Consider the following 17,583-nt stretch of genomic DNA (forward strand, 5'->3'; position numbering starts at 1 on the left):
ACAGCCGCGCCGACGTTCTCAGCCTGGGTGGCAGGTTGAAGCCGAGCACGCGAGCGAAGGCGAATCCGACGATGGAGGCACCGTGCGTACGTCTGCGAGGTCCTCGTCGAGGAACTCCTCAACCAGCGGGACCAGCAGCCCGGCCCGGTGCGGCAGGGAGGTGTGGGTGGTGCCGGGAAGGATCGCGAGGCGGCAGCGCGGCATCGCGCAGACGTCGCCGGGAACACCGCCGCCGAGCAGGCGGAACATCCGCACGGCATGTTCCGGCCGGACGATGTCCGCGTCGCCGACCACGACCAGTGCTGGCACCCGCAGGGCGCGGATCTGCGCCGCCGTCCACCGCGGCGGATGCGCGTCCAGGACCGCCATCTTCCTGACAAGGCGATCCCAGCCCGCCGGGTCGGGCGCGGTACGCAGGTACTCCTCGTGCAGCTCGGAGCCGTGCAGGTGCTCGGGCCGCAGGTGCGCGGCGCCGTCGAGCAGCCCGGGATGCAGGCCACCGCGGTCGAAGGCCGGCGAGGCGAGCACGAGCCGGCCGGCCCGCGCCGGGTGGTGGGTGCCGATCCGCAGGGCGACCGCGGCGCCCAGCCCCCAGCCCAGCAGGTCCGCTCGCGCCAGGCCGAGACGGTCCAGCAGCTGCACCACCTGCGCCGCGAAGCCCCCGACGGTGTACGGCCCATCGCAGTCGGGGCTGCGCCCATGCCCCGGCAGCTCGACGGCGACGACGCGCCGGGTGCGGGCCAGCAACGGCAGCAGCGTGCCGAACGACGTATGGATGCCCGACAGCGCGGCCGGCACGAGGACCAGCGGCCGTCCCGGGCCGTCACCGTGCTCCTCAAAGTACATCTCCATACGGCGCAGTGTGCGGGTCCGCGCTTACGGTCGGCTTACCGCCGTAACATGATCCGTCGTGCGCTTCGGGATCCTCGGTCCGCTCGCCGTCACCACCGCCGACGGCGAGCCGGTGGTCGTGCCCGGCGCCAAGGTGCGCATGCTGCTGGCCGATCTGCTGACGCACCGCAACACGGTGGTCTCCGCCGACCGGCTCATCGAGGACCTGTGGGGCGACGACGCACCCGCGAACCCCGCCGGCGCGCTGCAGGTGCGGGTGTCACAGCTGCGGAAGGCGCTCAACGACGCCGAACCGGGCGCGCGTGACCTGATCGAGTCGCGGCCGCCGGGCTACCGGCTGCGAGCCGACGACGTCGACGCCGACCGGTTCGCCGCGCTCGCCGACGCCGCCGACGTCGACCGGCTCGGCGCGGCGCTCGCGCTGTGGCGCGGCCAGGCATACGCCGACGTGGCCGACCAGGAGTTCGCGCGCGCCGAGGCGACCCGGCTCACCGAGCAGCGCCTCCTCGTGCACGAGCGGCTCGCCGCGGCGCGGCTGGCCCGCGGCGAGCACGACCTGGTCGCCGCGGAGCTGGCCGAGCTCGTCGAGCTCCACCCGCTGCGGGAAGGGCTGCGCGTCCTGCACATGCGTGCCCTGTACGCCGCGGGACGGCAGGCCGACGCCCTCGACAGCTACGCCGGGCTGCGGGAACGGCTCGCCGACGAGCTGGGCCTGGACCCGGGACCGGAACTGGCCGCCCTGTACCGGCAGATCCTCGAGCAGGATCCGGCCCTCACCGCACCGCCGAAGTCCGCGATCGTCCGCAACAGCCTGCCCGCCCAGCTGGACGAGTTGATCGGCCGGGCCGAGGCCCTCACGGAGCTGCGCGCCCTGATCCCGGCCGTCCGGCTGCTCACCCTGGTCGGGCCGGGCGGGGTGGGCAAGACCCGGCTCGCCGCGGCGGCCGCCGCCGAACAGGTCCACCCGGACGGCGTGCACCTGGTGGAGCTGGCGCCGCTGCCGCCGGCGGACCCGCGGGTGGCGGAGCAGGTCCTCGGGGTGCTCGGCCTGCACGAGGCGCCGGGCACCACCGGGTCCGCCACCGACCGGCTGGTGACGGCGCTGCGGCACCGCGAGATGCTGCTGGTGCTGGACAACTGCGAGCACGTGATCGCGGCGGCCGCCGCGCTGGTCGGGCGGCTGCTGCGCGACGCGCCCGGGGTACGCGTGCTGGCCACCAGCCGGGAGCCGCTGCTGCTGACCGGCGAACAGGTCTGGGAGGTGGGCCCGCTCGCGCTGCCGGGCGACCCGGCCGACGTCGACGCGGTGCGGCGATCGGCCGCGGCCCGGCTGTTCTCGGTCCGCGCGGCAGCGCAGCACCGCGGGTTCCGGCTCGACGAGCAGACCGCACCCGCGGTGGCGCAGCTGTGCCGCCGGCTGGACGGCCTGCCCCTGGCCCTCGAACTGGCCGCGACCCGGGTGCGCGCGCTCGGCGTCCAGGGCGTCGTGGACCGCCTGGACGACCGCTTCGAGCTGCTCACCACCCGGCAGCGGGACGTGCCGGAACGGCAGCGGACCCTTACCGCGGTGATCGCGTGGAGCTGGGACCTGCTGGACCCGGTGGACCGCGCGGTGCTGGCCCGGCTGTCGGTCTTCCGCGACGGCTGTACGCCCGAGGCCGCCGAGCAGGTGTGCGACGCCGGCCTGGACGCCGTGGACCGGCTCGTGGAACGGTCGCTGGTGGTGGCCGAGCCGGGGCCGCGGTACCGGCTGCTGGAGTCGATCGCGGAGTTCGGCGCCGCGCAGCTCACCGACGCCGCCGCGGTCCGCGGCCGGCACACCGGCTACTTCCGCTCCCTGGCCGAGCACGCCGACCCGCTGTTGCGCGGCCCCGAGCAGCAGCGGTGGCTCGCGATCCTGGATGCCGAGCGGGCCAACCTGCAGGCCGCGCTCACGCACGGCGGCGGCTTGCGGATGGCGCTGGCGCTCACCTGGTACTGGGTGCTGCGGGGGCGGCTCAGCGAGGCCCGCGCCGCCCTGGCGCTGACCGGCACGGCCGACGAGGAGCGCCTCGCCGCGCCCTGGCGGCTCGGGCTGGCGCTGCTGCAGGGCGAGCGGGTACCCGAGAACGTACGGGACGTGCTCGCCCTGGACCCGGCCGGACGGTCGGCCTGGTTCGTGGCGGACGCCGTGATGGACCGCGGTGACCTGGCGCTCGCCGCAGAGCTGCTGCCGGAGCAGCACGACGACGCGTGGACCGAGGCAGCGGTGCTGGCGTCGCGGGCGATGCTCGCGCACGCCGCCGGTGACCTGTCCGCACTGGAGGCGACCGCGACGCGCAGCGACGCGCTGTTCGCCGAGCTCGGCGACCGGTGGGGGCGGCTGCGGGCCAGCGACTGGCTCGGCGGGCTGGCGGAGTTCCGCGGCCAGCCCGAACGGGCCGCCGCCCTGCACCGGGAAGGGCTGCGCTGGGCGACCGAGCTCTCGCTGTCGCCGCAGGTCGGCGCGAAACTGTCGTGGCTGGCCTGGCTGGCGGTGCAGCGCCTGGACCACGAGACGGCGCGGGAGCTGGCCGAACGCGCCTACCGGCTGGCCGTGGAGCAGGGCGCGCCCACCGCGGTGGTGTTCGCCGAGATGAGCCTCGGCATCGCGGCCCGCCGCTCGGGCCGCCTCGACCAGGCCGTCACCCACCTGACCCGCATCGCCGACCAGGGCCGGGTCGAGCCGAATCCGCCGCCGTACCTGCCGATGATCCTGGTCGAGCTGGCCTACGCGCGGGAGTTGCAGGGCGACCCGGCGGCCGCCTGGGCACTGCACATGGAGGCGTACGAGAGCGCCATCGGCTCCACTCGCGACGGCATCGGCGCTGTCGAGGGCATGGCCACGGTGGCCGAGCCGGCCGTGGCGGCCCGGCTGCTGGGTGCCGCGGCCACCGCCCGCGAGCAGAACTTCGCCCCGGCCGCCCCGGCCGAGCAGGACGAGCTCGACCGGGCGGCGCGACGGGCGGTTGCCGCGCTCGGCCAGGAACGCTTCGACGAGCTGGTGGCCGAGGGCGCCAAACTCGGCCTCGCTCAGGCGGTGGCCTTCGGCCGGTAGGTCGCGACGATGACACCGTTGGTGAAGACCCGGGTGTCGATGAGTTCGAACGTGGCCTTGACGTCGCTCAGCACGCTGGAGAAGTTGCCGGCGCCCACGATGACCGGGTGGATCCAGAACTTCACCTCGTCGACCAGGCCGGCCGTGACCAGCTGCGCGGTGACCGCGCCGTAGCCGTACTGCACGATGTTCCCGCCGTCCTGCTCCTTGAGCTTCGCGACCGCCTCGACCAGGTCCCCTTCCAGCACCTCGGTGTTCCTCCAGGAGGGGTCCTTCAGCGTGGTCGACGCCACGTACTTCTTGACGTTGTTGAAGAACGCGGCGCCGGTGGCGGGATCGTTCTCGTCCATCGCCGGCCAGGCCTGCGAGAAGCCGTCGTAGGTGGCGCGGCCCATGAGCAGCGCGTCCGCGCCGTTGGTGATCCCGGAGGCCACCTCGACCGCTTCCTCGGCGAAGTAGGGCGACGTCCACATCGGGTTCTCGATGACGCCGTCGAGGGTGAGGTAGGTGGAGTTGATGAGCTTGCGCATCGGAGGCTCTCCCGGCTGGGTCGTAATGATCGCTGCTGACAGGGAACACTCTGCCGAGGGCCGCTTACGATTCGCTTCAGGTCGCCTTTTGCCGGCTACGGTGAAGTCACGTCACCGACAGGTGCACCAGATCGGGGTCGCCGGTGCGCCACGCCGGCACCGCGACGGCGACGTACCGGGCGGACACCGACCCGCCGAGCGTCGCGTAGGTCACCCCGTCCGTGGACGTTTCGATGCGGGCGGCGGGTGCGGCACCGGTCGTCCACGCCAGCGACACGGCGGCCACGGTCCGGGCGGTGCCGAGGTCGACGACCATCCGCCCGTTGGGGCCGGGCCGCCAGGACGTGGCCGGGTCGCCGTCGACGGCCCGGGACGGTTCACCCATGCCGGCCGGCAGCGGCGAGGTCGGGAACGTGGTGCGGCCGCGGGCCAGGTCGGTCGCCGGGGTGACCGGCCCGCCGAACGTGGCGGTGTAGCTGCGGGTCGCGCCGGCCGGTACCTGAGCCTGCGTGGACCATCCGCCGGCGGCGAGCCGGACGTCGACGGCCGCGCCGGCCGGGGCGGTGACGGTGAGGTGGTGCGAGTCGGCGACGTTGAACCGGGTGCCGGCCGGCGCGGTGCCGGTCACCGTGAACCGGGTGGGTCGCACGGCGCCGCCGGCGGCCGGCACGGACGCGGTCAGGTCCAGCCGGCCGTCGGCGCGGACCACGGACAGCCCCCGGTACAGCCGGTCGGCGCGGGTCAGGGTCAGCACCGCGTTGTCGACCGCGGTCGTGGACAGGTTGAGCAGGGTGAGGTACCCGTCGGCGTCGCTGAGCCGCAGCGTCGACGGCCCGCCGGTCGGCAGTCGCCGGGCGGCGGCCGCGGCCAGGTCGGTGCCCGTGCCGGCGTAGCCCTCGACGAGGGTCGCGGCCGGGATGCTGACCAGGGTCGGGGAGGCGGTGATCGGGCCGGCGGCGCCGTGCGCGACGACCCCGGCCCGGCCGTCGATCCCGGCCCACGCGCCGAGCGTGGCGTCGGGTGCGGTGACGGCGGTGCTCCAGGTGGCGCCGTCGGTGGAGGTCTGCACGAGGTACGACGTGGCATACGCGGCCTCCCACGTCAGCGTCACGCCGGTGAGCTGGACGTTGCTGCCGAGGTCGACGGCGAGCCAGCTGTCGGCACGGCCGCGCTCCTCGCGGGCGACGGCCCAGCGGGTGCCGGCGTTGCCATCGACGGCGTTCGCGGCGGGGTAGGCCGGGTCGGCCGAGGACACGGTGACGGTGCGGCCGCGGGCCAGGTCGGTGCCGGCCGTGCCGAACGCCTCGAACGCGAACAGCGAATAGCCGTACTGGGTGGCGGCGGCCCGGCCGAGGAACCGCACGTGCCGGGCGGTGCGGGCGGCGAACGTCAGCCGGTCGGTGCCGCCGTCTCCGACGCCGGTCTGCGGGGTCACGCTGCCGGACGGGCCGGTGAACGTGCGGCTGCCGTCGAGGCCGGGCACCCCGGGCATCGACAGGTTGAACAGGGTCAGCGTGGCGGTGCCCGGTCCGGTGTAGACGACGGTGCCGGTCGGCAGCGTGGCGTAGCCGGCCCAGCCGGCGGCGGTCTGCAGCACGGTGGCGGTGGAGTCGACGCCGTCGCGGGCGGTGGTGTACGCGACGGTCGACTGCCGCAGCGGCGCCGCCGTCTGGGCGGGCAGGAACGCGGGCGCCCGGGTGTCGATCAGCCAGTTGTCGTGGCCCGGCTGCCACAGAAACTTGACCTGGCCGGGCTTGGTGACCGCGGCGGCGAAGCCCGTGGCGCTCTGGTGCGCGGTCAGCCCGACCGCTGGGCCGAAGTCGCGGGTACCGGCGGCCGCGGCGAAGAACTCCGCGGACGTCACCGGCTGCACCGGGGTGCTGCGCCAGCGGTGGAACAGGTAGGCGATGGCGAGCTCGGCCCGGGCCTCCGGCTCGTACTTCTCCTCGCCGCTGAATTTCGTGAGCCGGTACTGCGGCGCGTACTGCAGGTACGGCATCAGCCGCGCGGCGAGGTCGGCCTCGGCGCGGGCGGCGTGCGGGTCGCCCTGGACCTGCGCGAGGAACGCGAGGGGCAGCACGTCGCGGCCGTACAGGTGGTACCGGTCGGCGACCATCGGCATCACCGGCTCGCCCGCGTCGCTGGCCAGCAGGCGCAGCGTCGCCCACAGCTCGCGGCCGTTGGGCTGGCGGGTCAGCACCTGCGGCAGCGGCCGGCCGGCGGCGAGGAAGTGCGCGGCTGAGCGCCCCGCGGTCCGCCACAGCTCGGCCTGGTAGTGCGGGTTCGCCGAGTTGTGGTTCTCCACGATGAACGTGTCGTGCAGGTTGCGGGCGACGTTCCAGGCGCTGACCGCGCGGCCGTCGACCACGGCCGGGTTGGCCCGGTCGGCCGCGGGTAGGCCGCTGGAGTTGGCCGCCCAGAACACGAACCGCTCCTGCCAGCGGGCCGCGTCGGCGTCGCCGGTGGGCGCCCACGCCAGGCCGGGCGCGATGGCCTGGGCGTAGACGCCCATCTCCTCGAGCTTGGTGTCGCCGACGTACCCGCCGGTGCTGCCGTTCGGCGTCCAGGAGCCGCTGAGCGGGTCGTTGCCGGTGCCCAGCCCGTACGCGTACGCGGCCTGCCCACGCGCGATCTTGTCCACGTTCGCGCGGGTGGTCGCGTCCAGGTCCGCCCACAGCAGCCGCGCGGCGAGCACGAAGTACAGCTCGAACGTCGAGTCCCAGAACAGCCGCTGCCCCCAGTCGGCGCCGCCGGCGAGCTTGTTCGTCGCGGCGAACCGGGTGATCGTGGCGAGGGTCCGGGTGCGCAGGGTGGCCGCGTCGACGCTGGCAAGGTCGGCGTCGTAGCCGTCGCTGGTCAGCAGGACGGCGTTGCCGAGGACAGCGGCGAACCGGAAGTCGGCGGCCCGGTAGGCGCCGGTCGCCGGGTCCCACTGCTGCTGCACCCAGCGGGTGTGCACGAGCAGCAGCCGGTGGTACTCGTCGGCGACCGGGTCCGTGACCGCGGCCGCCGACGGCCGTGGCAGGGCGAGGGCACCACCGGCGGCGGCGAACGCGGCGAACAGGGTGCGGCGGGTCATCATGCCGAGTACCGTCGCAGCGCCCCGATACCGAGTCAACATCTCCAAAAAGGTTTACAAAACCCTGGTCAGCGGTCGCTGTAAACTGCTCGTCCAGCTGCGCACGGACACCGTCGGCGGCCCTGGCTGAGCCGCCGACGGAGGGTGGAACCGTGCTACGTGACGGTGACCGTCACCATGGTCGCGTGCGGGGCGCCCGCGCTGTCCGTGATGGTCAGCCGGGCCGTGAACGTGCCGACCCGGTTGTAGGCGTGGGTCGTCGTCGCGGTGGTGGTACTGGTGAACACCGCCGCGTTGTCGCCGAAGTCCCACTCGTACTTCGCGATGGTGCGGCCCGCCGGTGGGGTGGCGACCGCGCTGAAGGACACGGTCCGCGGGCCGCCGGTGGCCGGGGTCGCGGTGCCGGTGACGCTGGCCCCGGTCTCCTGCTTGACGCCCGCGCCGTTGAACCGCAGCCAGTCGATCGACATCAGGTAGGTGCCCGCCGGCGGTGGTGTCGCCGGGTTCTTGAACACCAGGTACAGGTTGAACGTGGTGCCGGGGTTGGTGAGGTTCACCGTCGGGGAGACGAGGTTGTCGTAGCTGCCTGAGTTGGGCACGGTCATCGTGCCGAGCACGGTGCCGGTCGGCGACCCGTTGCGGAACTCGATCGTGCCGCCGTGGACGCTGCTGACGCCGGCGGTGACCGAGCCGATGCCCTTGAGGTTGACCGTGCCGTACTGGATCCAGTCGTTGTTGTCGATGTCGCCGACGCGCTTGCCGGCGTGGGCCGAGGCCCGGTCGAAGACGGTCACGCCGGAGCTGCTGGTGAGGTGCTCGGCCTCGGTGCTCTTGGCGCGCAGCCGCACCTGGGTCGAGCCGGTCAGCGCGGGCACCCCGCCGGTCGCGCCGCCGTCCGTGTACTGCGCGGTCAGCACGGTGTACAGGTTCTGGCCGGGACCGTGCCCGTCGCCGGCGCCGGCGTCCGTGACGATCAGCCCCGAGCAGCCGGTGTAGTTGTCCAGCGGGTGCGCGTGGCTGTCGTGGCCGAGCAGGCTCTGGGTGACGACCCGCGTGCAGACGATGGAGGCGTCCTCGGGGTCGGTGACCGTCACCGTGTACGGGATGCGGTCGCCGAAGTCGGCGAACCCGCCGGCGGGCACGTTGATCGTCACGGTGGGCCGGGTGTTGCCGGCGGTGATCTGCGTGGTGGCCACGGCGGTCAGGCCGTTGGCCGGGTTGCGGACCGTCAGCCGCGCGTTGAACTGGCCCTTCGTGGTGTAGGTGAAGGACGGGTTGGCCGCGGTGGAGTCGGTCGTGCCGTTGCCGTCGAAGTCCCAGGCGTAGGTCACCCCGGCGCTGGAGCCGGCGCTGGAGCCGGCGCTGGAGAAGTTGACCGCGAGGGGTGTCGGGCCGGAGTCCTTGTCCGCGGCGATCTTCGCGACCGGCGCGCTGCCGTTGGCCGCGTAGTCGATGCGGTAGATGCCGGCGCCGTCGTTCGTGCCGCCGCGGCCGGAGCCCGTCCCGGCGCCGAAGTCGATGACGTAGAGCGACCCGTCGGGACCGAACTCCGCATCGAACGGCTGGACCCAGCTGAAGTCGGGGAAGACCGGGTTGATGGACTGCAGGTCGCCGACCTTCGTCGGGCCGAACCTGGCGTCGGTGAACGTCTGCGCCGTCTTGTGGATCGACAGCGTCTTGAACCACTTGCGGGTCAGCTCGTACACGAGCCACTTGCCCTCGTAGTACTCGGGGAACTTCGTCACCCGCGGGTTGGCCGGGTCGTAGTCGTAGACCGGGCCGGACATCGGGCCGCCGCCGCCGGAACCGACCTCGGGGAACTGCGTCGAGGCGGAGTAGGCGTACCAGACCAGCGCGCCGCGGGCGGCCGGCAGGTTCGTCAGGCCGGTGTTGTTCGGCGAGTTGTTCACCGGCGCCGCGCAGTTGAACTTCGCCCCGGCCGTGCTGGTGGCGAAGTTGTAGTCGTTGAACGGGGTGTTGTTGCCGATGCAGTAGGGCCAGCCGTAGTTGCCGGCCGAGGTGACCCGGTCGAACTCGACGGTGCCCTCGGGGCCGCGGTTGGCGTCGGCGGCGCGGGCGTCCGGGCCGTAGTCGGCGACCAGCACGGCGTTGGTCAACGGGTCGACGGTGATCCGGAACGGATTGCGGAAGCCCATCGCGTAGATCTCCGGCCGGGTCTTGGCGGTGCCCGGCGCGAACAGGTTCCCGGTCGGGTTGCTGTACGTGCCGTCCGCGTTCGGCCGGATCCGAAGGATCTTGCCCCGCAGGTCGTTGGTGTTGCCGGCGGTGCCCTGCGCGTCCCAGGCGCGGCGGCCGGAGCGTTCGTCGATCGGGGTGTAGCCGCTGGACTCGAACGGGTCGGTGTTGTCCCCGATCGCCGCGTACAGCAGGCCGTCCTTGCCCATGGCGAGGCCACCGCCCATGTGCGAGTTGGCCCGGCCCTCGCCGCGCCAGGTCGGGATGGTCAGCAGCACCTTCGGGTCGGTGGCTGTGGTACCGATCGTGTAGCGGGCGATGTTGATCTGCTTGGAGACCTTGTCGGTGTACAGCAGATAAACCCACCGGTTGGTGGCGAAGCCGGGGTCGACGGTGAGCCCGAGCAGGCCGTCGGACTGGGTGAGCAGGTCCGGGGTGTAGCCGAAGTCCAGCAGGGTGGTCACCGCGAGGGTGTCCTGGTTGATCACCTTGAGCTGGCCGGTGCGCTGGATGTACAGCACCCGGCGGTCGGGCAGGACGGCCAGCTCGAACGGGTCCGAGAGGTTCTGGTCGACCAGCGGGACGCGCTGGAAGTTGCCCGTCTTCGTCGCGCTGCAGTCACCGGGGACGGCGCCGGCCGCCCACTCGATGCCGCCGCGCAGGTGGTCGAGGAACGCCGGCTCGCTGAACGAGGAGCTGCTGTGCCCGCCCGCTGTGTACCAGGACCGGCCGCCGTCGTAGTTCTGGCACCACGAATACGGGTGGTCGACGCCCTCGTTGAGCCCGGCGATGCCGTCGCGGACCTTGATCTGGGCGAGGGTGTGCACCTTCCCGGTCGGGTTGGTGATCCAGTTGTACCACTCCTCGCTGCGCTCCCACAGCTCCGGCAGGTTCTTCGTGGACGGGTGCGCGTGGTCGAGCACCTTGATGCGGCCCGGGTACACGCCGCCGGTGGCGCTGAAGTCCGGGTGGTTCTCGAAGATGGTGCCGACGAGGCCCTCGTACCAGGTCCAGTCGCGCTCGCTGGCGGTGGCGGCGTGCAGGCCGACCCAGCCCTTGCCGGCGCGCACGAAGTTCTGCAGCGCGGTGCGCTGGGCGGCGTTGAGCAGGTCGCCGGCCGCGGGCGTGGAGTTGGTGTTGTTGAACACGAGCGCGTCGAAGCGGGCGAGGTTGGCGTCGGTGAACGCGGCGGCGTCCGTGGTCGCCTCGACCTCGAAGTTGTTGGCCGCGCCCAGCTGCTGGATCGCGGTGATCCCGGCCGGGATCGAGTCGTGGTAGAAGTTCGTCGTCTTCGAGAAGACCAGCACCCGGAACCGCGCCGCCGCGTGGGCGGGTGTCGCGGTGACGGGGAGGATGAGGGAGACCGCCGCGAGCGTGGCGAGGCACGCGCGGCGGAGCTGTCGACGCATGGGCACTCCTGTCATGAGCAGCACGAACACAGAGGAACGCGCTTTCCTGGGCCGCCGACTGCCCGTAGCGTAGGGCCGACATTCGACACCGTCAATAGATGCGTCGATCGGTCCCGATCTCTCCTTGCCGGGACGGGGTGCCGCCCCCTACAGTGCAGGAAAGCGCTTGCCCGCGGCGGGGCGGCGCAGCTTGGAGGTCGACGGACAATCACCCCGACGGATGGAGTGCTGATGTGAGTGTGTCCAGTTCGGCCCGGATCCCCGCCACGGTGGACCGGGACGCGACACCGGCGAAGACCAGCACCCGGACCGAGCGGCGCATCGGCGTGCGCCTGCGGCGGTTCACGGGGTCGCTGTGGCGCCCGGCCCTGGTCCTGGCCGGCCTGTTCGCCGCCTGGTGGTTCATCACCTGGCGGGAGCTGGTCGCCCGGTACCTGATCCCGCCACCGTCGGAGGTCTGGACGATCTTCCGCGACGAGTTCGGCTTCCTCATGCGCCAGACCTGGGTGACGTTCTACGAGACGGTGCTGGGCTTCGTCCTGGCCGCCGCGCTCGGGCTGGTCACCGCCGTGCTCATCGTCTACTCCCGGACGCTGGACAAGGCCGTCTACCCGCTGGTGCTGTTCGCCCAGGTCATCCCGAAGATCGCGGTCGCGCCGCTGCTCATCGTCTGGTTCGGGTTCGGGCTCACCCCGAAGATCGTCCTGGCGGTGCTCATCGCGTTCTTCCCGGTGGTCATCTCCGGCGTGGCCGGCCTGCGCTCCACCGACCCGGAACTGCTGGACCTGTCCTCGACGATGGGCGCCGGCCCGTGGAAGACGTTCCGGAAGATCCGGTTCCCGAACGCGCTGCCGCACCTGATGTCCGGGCTCAAGGTCGCCGTGACGCTCGCCGTCACCGGCGCGGTCGTCGGCGAGTTCGTCGGCGCCAGCGAGGGCCTCGGCTACGTGCTGCAGGTCGCCAACGGCAACCTCAACGCGGCCATGCTCTTCGCCGATCTGCTGCTGATGTCCGCGATCGGCATCGTGCTGTTCGTCGTCGTCGAGATCGCCGAGGCGCTGCTCATCCCGTGGCACGCCAGCCGGCGCCGGCCGGTCTCCCTCACCACCTCCTGATCCCCTCGCCGAAGAGGAACACTTCCATGAGGTCATTCATCGCCCGTACCGCCGCCGCCGTCCTCCTCCTCGGAGTGGCCGCCTGCGGTACCGACAAGGCCGCCGAACCCGCCAAACCCGGCGCCGCCGAGAAGCTCACGCTGACCCTCAACTGGGTCCCGTACGGCGAGCACGCGCCGTTCTACTACGGCCTGAAGCAGGGCTACTACAAGGCCGAGGGCATCGACCTGCAGATCAAGCCCGGCAACGGCTCCGGCAACGTGATCAAGGCGGTCGACCAGAAGCAGACCGACATCGGCTGGGCCGACACGCCGGTGCTCATCCGCAGCGTCGCCGGCGGGATGAAGGTCAAGAGCGTCGGGGTGTTCCTGCAGAAGGGCCCCACGTCGATCCAGTTCCTCGCCGACAAGAACATCAAGTCGCCCGCGGACCTGAAGGGCAAGACCGTCGGCGGTACCCCCGGCGACGCGATCTACGCGACCTTCCCCGCCTGGCTCAAGGCCAACGGCGTCGATCCCAAGGACGTCAAGGTCGTCAACGTCGACGCCGCGGGCAAGATCGCGGCGCTGGCCGAGGGCAAGGTCGACGCGATCCAGGGCTTCTTCCACGACCAGTCCCCCACCATCGAGGCCAAGACCGGCAAGAAGATGGACCGGCTGCTGTTCGCGGACTTCGGCATGAACCTGATCGGCACCGGCATCGTCGTGCACGACGACACGCTCAAGAGCAAGGCCGACCTGATCAAGCGGTTTGTGCGGGCCACCCAGAAGTCGTGGGCGGAGGCGGCCAAGGACGTCCCCGGCGCGGTGGACGCGATGGCGGAGCTCGCCGACAACGAGCCCGCCAAGGAGGTGCTCACCAAGCAGCTCAACCTCGGCCTGACCCTGATCGAGGCCGGCAGCGGCCAGCCCGGTGTCAACGCCGAGAGCAAGTGGACCGAGACCCTGGACATCATGGCGAAGAACGCCGACCTCAAGGATCCCGGTACACCGGCGAAGTACTGGGACAAGTCGTTCACGGCGGCGGCATGACCGGCCAGCGAAGCGGCTCGGGCCGGTCATCATGTGGCAGGTTCGGGGCAGGCCGACGCCGGAGCGCAGCGGAGGTGGCGGCATGACCGCCACGCTTGCCACCGCCGCCGAGCTCGACGGCGTCACCGTCCGCTTCACCACGAAGCAGGCCCGCACGACCGCGCTGGAGGACGTCTCGCTGCGGGTCCGCCCCGGCGAGTTCGTCACCATCGTCGGCCCGTCCGGGTGCGGCAAGTCGACACTGCTCAAGCTGGTCGCCGGCCTCGTCCGCCCGACCACCGGCACGGTCTCGCTGCAGGGCCGGCCGGTCACCGGGCCGCAGCGCGACATCGGCTTCGCGTTCCAGCGCGCGGCGCTGCTTGAGTGGCGCGGCGCGCGCAAGAACATCCTGCTGCAGGCGGAGATGCGCGGCATGCCCCGCGCCGAGGCCGCCCGCCGCGCCGACGAGCTGATCCGGCTCACCGGCCTGCAGGGCTTCGAGCACGCGCTGCCGCACGAGCTGTCCGGCGGCATGCAGCAACGCGTCGCGCTGTGTCGGGCGCTGCTGCACCAGCCGCCGGTACTGCTCATGGACGAGCCGTTCGGCGCCCTCGACGCGCTCACCCGCGAGCAGCTCAACGCCGAGGTAAACCGCATCTGGCGGGAGACGTCGACGACCGTGCTGCTGGTGACGCACTCGATCGCCGAGGCGGTGTTCCTCGGTACCCGGGTCGTGGTGATGAGCCCCCGGCCGGGGCGCATCGAGGAGGAGTTCGAGGTGGACCTGCCGGCGGAGCGCGAGTACGCCGCCGTCATGTCCGACCCGCGCTTCGACCGGCTCGCCACCCGGATCCGCGGCCTGCTCGGCTCCACCGCCAACCACTGACGGGTGCTTCGGGGCATCCCGGCGACGTATCGACGCGGTGCGTCGTCCGGGATGTCTCCCCCTCGCCTGTCGCTGATCCTGGCCGCCGCGGCACGCACACCGCCGGGCTTCCGTGCGGTGCTTCGTCTACCGGTCAGACCACGATGCAGGGGATGCCGTTGAGGGTGAAGGCGGCCGGTTCGGCAGTGTTCCCGGTGTGGGTGGCCTGGAAGCCGATGTCGACGGTGGCCCCGGGCGCGAGGGTCCCGTTGTAGCTGACGTTGGTGGCGCTCACCTGGCCGCTGGACGGTGCGAAGGTGGCGTTCCAGCCCGAGGTGACGGCCTGCCCTGAAGGCAGGGTGAAGCGGAGCGTCCAGCCGTTGATCGTCGCGGAGCCGGTGTTGGTGATGCTGATGCTGGCCGTGAACCCGGAGCTCCAGGTGTTCATCGTGTACGCGACCCGGGGACCCGAGCCACCGGTGGGAGACTGGCTGGGCGCGGGAGAGAGCGTGATGCTCGGCGACGGGCTGGTCGGCGGGGTGCCGCTCACGCTGGTCACGAACGTCGTCACGCTGCGGGCGGGAAGCGTGACGGTGACCGAGCCGTTCGCCATCGTCTGCGCGCTCTGCGGCGCGACATTGCGGCTCGCGTCGGTCAGCCAGCTGGCGACGCTGCCGGACGCGGTGGTGCCCGCCAGGGTGAACTGCTGGCTCACCGACGAGGTGTTCTTGTTGACCGCGACGATCACCACGGTGTCGCCGCCCCGGTACGCCGAGACGTACACGTTCGTCGCCGGGTTCGCCGTCGCGTCGACCCGTACATAGCCCGGACGCACGAACCTGGCGAACTGCGCCATCATCGCGCCGCGCTTGCTGATCTGGCCGTCCTCCCGCATCGGCCCGTAACTGCGGCGGATCGTCCACCAGATGTACGCCTGGAACTCAGCGTCGACCATGGCGTGGTGGATGTGCTCCCCCACGTCGAGGGCCTGCGGCCAGAGGTCACCCGAGTCGGAGCTGTTCGGGTAGTAGACCTCGGTCATCCACAGTTCCTTGCCCGCGCCCTTCTGCTTGAACAGCGGGTACGGGAAGTTCGCATACGACGTGCCGTAGAGGTGGGCCCCGATGATGTCCACATTGGCCAGCGCCGTGGCGTCGTTGAGGATCGGGTCCGACATCGACTTCACGTACTGGAACGACTCGGGGGCGATGACCCGGGTGCCGATCGAGCCGGCGTTCTCCCGCAGGAACCGGACGATTTCGGCGGAGGTCCACCACGTCCAGTCGGTCGCGTAATCAGGCTCGTTCTGCACCGAGATGCCGTACAGGTTGACTCCGTTGTTGCGCATGTAGGTGGTGAAGTCATTCAGGTGCTGGGCGTAGGCGCCGTAGGAGCTGTACCGCAGGCGCTTCGCGTTGGTCTGGCTGCCGCGGGTGAAGGTTTCGATCATGCTCGCGGGCGGGTTCCAGGGCGAGGCGATGACGGTCGCGCCGAGCTCGACGGCGCGTTTCGCCGTCGCCAGGTCGCGGCTCCAGTCCGCCTGGTTCTCCCCGACGGGGATCCGCAGCACGGAGAACCCCAGCTGGCCGTCGCCGCCACCGAACGCCGTGGTCCGCTGGGCCGCGGTGAGGTCGCCGATCCATGCCGCGTGCGCCATGCCGCCGAAGCCCCGGATCGTCTGCCGCGGCGAGGACGGATTGATGTTCGCCGTTGCCGCCGCGGCCTCCGTCGCCCGCAGCACCGACGCCGCGACCGTGAGGACCGGCACGGCCCCCATGGTGGTCAGCACGGTTCTCCGGCTCAGCAACCGTCGCTCCGAGTGCACCGGTTCCTTCTGATCCTGTGTCATGCCCTGCCTTTCTGTTCTGGTCGTCGATGCCGTTCCGCGTCGATCGCTCCTGAAGTTGTCGTTGTTAGCGCCAACTGCGAGGCGCCGACACTGTCAGAAATACGCCGGCCATTCAAGTGGGCATCCATATCCGCCGCTGCCACCGGGCGAGGGAAGCATGTAACTTTCCGCACCATTAATTGCGACTCAAGAGGGCCCAGGAACATAACAATTTCTCAGCACAGCTCATCAAACAGCTTCCGAAGTGGGACGACGACCACTGCGGTGACCCAGCTCGGGAAAGCGATCCGAGTTGACGCCAGATTGAACTGCGAGGCCGGACCAGCACTGAATTGTGACCACTCACCTCGCACCAGTCGTCGGCAATCGTGAACAGCGACGGACCGCACGCCACGACCACCCCACGGCTCATCCTCTTCACCCGGCAGCCACGGCACCGACCACGACCAGCGCGCCGGGCCGCGGCCGTCACCTCGGCATCACGTGCTTATACCTTCCCTGGCGGGGCAGGTCGCACGTCGACCGGTGAGCGGCCGAGCCCGGCACGGACCCGGCCACAAAGGGTGAGCTTCCGTGGAAAGTAGGCCTTGACGTGCGGGCTTTTTGGGATGCGCTGGCGGCCGGCGTCGATCGTCTGACGCTGGCCGGGTGGATGCAGATCATCTCGAGCATCGGTGCGGTCGCCGCGGCGATCGCCGGCGCCTCGGCCGCTCGCGCGGGGCGCGCGGCGGCCCGGACCGCCGCAAGGCAGTTGCCGGAGTTGCAGAAGCAGATCGAGATCAGTGCGGCTCAGTCGAAAACCGCCGACGAGCAGGTCACCCTCGCCCAGGAGGTCCTCAAGGCCGCGACGGCGGCGGTCCGGGAAGCGGCACGCGCCAGGACGGACGAGCGGGCTCCCCTCGTCGTCGCACTGTTCGAGGCGCCGCAATGGCCCCCGTTGATCGACGCGACGCGTGACCGGATGCCGTACGGGGACGAACCGCGACTGCTCGACCAACGTTCTGTGGGGCGGGCCGAGACAGCCTCGCCGGCGCGTCTCTTCGCACGAGATGGAGCGCGGACACAGCTCATGTGGTTCCAGACCAGGGGTGTACTGATCAACGAGGGCACGACCACGGCACGGGTGCGACTCGACGACGAGGCCCAGTTCGTGGGGGCGACCGCCGCGAGGAGGGAGCGCCTCCTGCGACCGGGAGAGGTAGCCCCGTTCGAATGGGGGGCGGGTCACACGATCGCGGAGTGGGCGGTCGCCCGCGAGAAACCCGATCCGCCCAACCCGCTCGGCGCCTGCTTCTTGACGATCACCGTGTTCGACTCGTTCGAGCACGGCGTCTTCGACCACATCCACGTCGTCATGAGCGGCCGGCCGATCGTCCCGGTGGACGACACCTTCGACGAGGTGCGGCTCGCCTCCCGGGAGGCCGAGGCGGAGATGGAGGTCACGGTCTTCCCCACCCGGCGCACGTACCGCTCCGACGGCGTGCGGCGGGACCCCCTCCCTTGGGACGGCACGTACGCGGCATGGTGGAGGGCGAACGGACGGCGCACTCCGAGCCCGATGGCACCGTCGCACTGACGGCAGCGAGCGGGTGTGCGCGCAGA

10 protein-coding genes are annotated in these 17,583 nt (G+C 71.6%); 5 read left to right on the plus strand and 5 right to left on the minus strand.

The annotated features are described in order from the left end of the window. Positions 1–18 precede the first annotated feature (18 nt). Entirely contained in the window at positions 19–852 is an 834-nt protein-coding gene (locus tag ACQEVZ_RS45955; RefSeq protein WP_433380121.1) for an alpha/beta fold hydrolase, read from the minus strand. Between the two features lie 58 nt (positions 853–910). Here ACQEVZ_RS45955 and ACQEVZ_RS45960 point away from each other — a divergent pair, with 58 nt between their 5' ends. Continuing rightward, positions 911–3,928 (plus strand): BTAD domain-containing putative transcriptional regulator, encoded by a 3,018-nt coding sequence (locus ACQEVZ_RS45960; RefSeq protein ID WP_433380124.1) that lies wholly within the window; start codon positions 911–913, stop codon positions 3,926–3,928. Here ACQEVZ_RS45960 and ACQEVZ_RS45965 read toward each other — a convergent pair. From ACQEVZ_RS45965 to ACQEVZ_RS45975, 3 genes are all read right to left on the minus strand, one after another. After that, positions 3,904–4,458, minus strand: coding sequence for a dihydrofolate reductase family protein (locus ACQEVZ_RS45965; RefSeq protein WP_344515569.1), 555 nt, complete (start codon positions 4,456–4,458; stop codon positions 3,904–3,906). The genes ACQEVZ_RS45960 and ACQEVZ_RS45965 overlap by 25 nt on opposite strands. A 106-nt stretch (positions 4,459–4,564) precedes the next feature. After that, on the minus strand, positions 4,565–7,540 hold the full coding sequence (locus ACQEVZ_RS45970; RefSeq protein ID WP_433380128.1) for a discoidin domain-containing protein: 2,976 nt from the start codon (positions 7,538–7,540) through the stop codon (positions 4,565–4,567). A gap of 152 nt (positions 7,541–7,692) precedes the next feature. Continuing rightward, complete coding sequence (locus ACQEVZ_RS45975; protein ID WP_433380131.1) at positions 7,693–11,142, minus strand: ThuA domain-containing protein; 3,450 nt, start codon at positions 11,140–11,142, stop codon at positions 7,693–7,695. Positions 11,143–11,375: 233 nt separating this feature from the next. On the opposite strand from ACQEVZ_RS45975, the gene ACQEVZ_RS45980 reads away from it, so the two are divergent. The 3 genes from ACQEVZ_RS45980 to ACQEVZ_RS45990 all read left to right on the plus strand — a co-directional run bounded on the left by ACQEVZ_RS45980 (position 11,376) and on the right by ACQEVZ_RS45990 (position 14,153). Then, the gene (locus tag ACQEVZ_RS45980) at positions 11,376–12,257 is read left to right on the plus strand and encodes an ABC transporter permease (RefSeq protein ID WP_344515563.1); all 882 of its coding nucleotides are present in this window, start codon (positions 11,376–11,378) and stop codon (positions 12,255–12,257) included. Positions 12,258–12,283: 26 nt separating this feature from the next. Continuing rightward, complete coding sequence (locus tag ACQEVZ_RS45985; RefSeq protein WP_433380135.1) at positions 12,284–13,288, plus strand: ABC transporter substrate-binding protein; 1,005 nt, start codon at positions 12,284–12,286, stop codon at positions 13,286–13,288. Positions 13,289–13,370: 82 nt separating this feature from the next. Further along, positions 13,371–14,153, plus strand: coding sequence for an ABC transporter ATP-binding protein (locus tag ACQEVZ_RS45990; protein WP_433380138.1), 783 nt, complete (start codon positions 13,371–13,373; stop codon positions 14,151–14,153). A gap of 133 nt (positions 14,154–14,286) precedes the next feature. Here ACQEVZ_RS45990 and ACQEVZ_RS45995 read toward each other — a convergent pair whose 3' ends face one another. Further along, positions 14,287–15,939: a cellulose binding domain-containing protein gene (locus tag ACQEVZ_RS45995; RefSeq protein WP_433380141.1), complete on the minus strand. Its 1,653-nt coding sequence runs from the start codon at positions 15,937–15,939 to the stop codon at positions 14,287–14,289. 694 nt (positions 15,940–16,633) lie between these two features. Here ACQEVZ_RS45995 and ACQEVZ_RS46000 point away from each other — a divergent pair. Next, on the plus strand, positions 16,634–17,557 hold the full coding sequence (locus ACQEVZ_RS46000) for a hypothetical protein (protein ID WP_344515557.1): 924 nt from the start codon (positions 16,634–16,636) through the stop codon (positions 17,555–17,557). Positions 17,558–17,583 lie beyond the last annotated feature (26 nt).

This window comes from Dactylosporangium sp. CA-152071 (genome assembly GCF_050936335.1).
Lineage (GTDB): Bacteria > Actinomycetota > Actinomycetes > Mycobacteriales > Micromonosporaceae > Dactylosporangium > Dactylosporangium maewongense.